This window comes from Acidovorax sp. KNOB132, from assembly GCF_057541515.1.
Genome location: NZ_BAAJYT010000602.1, coordinates 1 through 819, shown reverse-complemented (window position 1 = coordinate 819; position 819 = coordinate 1). Strand labels below are relative to the sequence as shown.

Here is an 819-nt window from a genome sequence, read left to right as displayed (position 1 = left end):
CGTGCCCGCCGACCCTGCCGCGACGGCCGATGCCGCCCGCCGGCTGACCCGCGCGCTGCCCGGCACGCTCGCGGACATGCGCCACTCGCCGCTACAAAGATGTGAGCAGCTTGCGCAGGCCCTGATGGCGCTGAAGGCCGATTCGGCCAGCGAGCCCGATGCCCGCCTCGCCGAGATGGATTTCGGCACCTGGGAAGGCCGCGCCTGGGACGCCATTGCCCGGGCCGACATCGATGCGTGGACGTCGGATTTCGGCGCCCCCCGCGCCAGCGGCGGCGACAGCCTGGCCGCGATGCTGCTGCGCGTGGATGCGGCACTGTCCGAGGCACGCCAGTTGTCCCACGACCGGGGTGGCGATGTGCTGTGGATCACCCATGCGGGAGTAGCGCGCTGCGTACAGTGGCTGCAGGCCCGGCCCGGGCGCCTGCCGCGGGCCGACGAATGGCCGGTGGCCGCACCGGCCTATGGGGAATGGACCACGGTGCCGCTGGACGCGCCAACGCACTGAACGCGTCGGAGACAGCGGCTTTCGCCCCACCTGAAACAGATGTCTTTCTTTGTGCCGCACACCCCGCGTGCGGCCACCGAACCGCTACCGCTTGTCCGGAATTTCCAGCGTGACCGTGGCCGCACTGTCGTGCGACGGCCCCAGCCGCGCCTGGCGGCGGCCCAGGGCCTGCAGCACCAGCCCTTCGGCCACCGTGGCCCCGACGCGAAACGGCTTGGCCGGCTGGTTGTCCACGGCGATCAAGGCCGCGCCGCCACCGCTGGACGTGCCCGCCAGCACGCCCACCAGCGCGAACCGGCTGGGTTCGCGCA

Annotated in this window: 1 protein-coding gene and 1 pseudogene; one reads left to right on the top strand and one right to left on the bottom strand. The window is 72.4% G+C overall.

The features are described from left to right. Nucleotides 1–508 (top strand): histidine phosphatase family protein (locus AC27IO_RS24940; RefSeq protein WP_498741308.1); only part of this gene is annotated, 508 nt, incomplete at its 5' end. Nucleotides 509–592: 84 nt separating this feature from the next. Here the strand turns inward: AC27IO_RS24940 and AC27IO_RS24935 are convergent. Beyond that, a pseudogene (locus AC27IO_RS24935) lies at nucleotides 593–819 on the bottom strand (type II secretion system protein N); the annotation flags it as partial.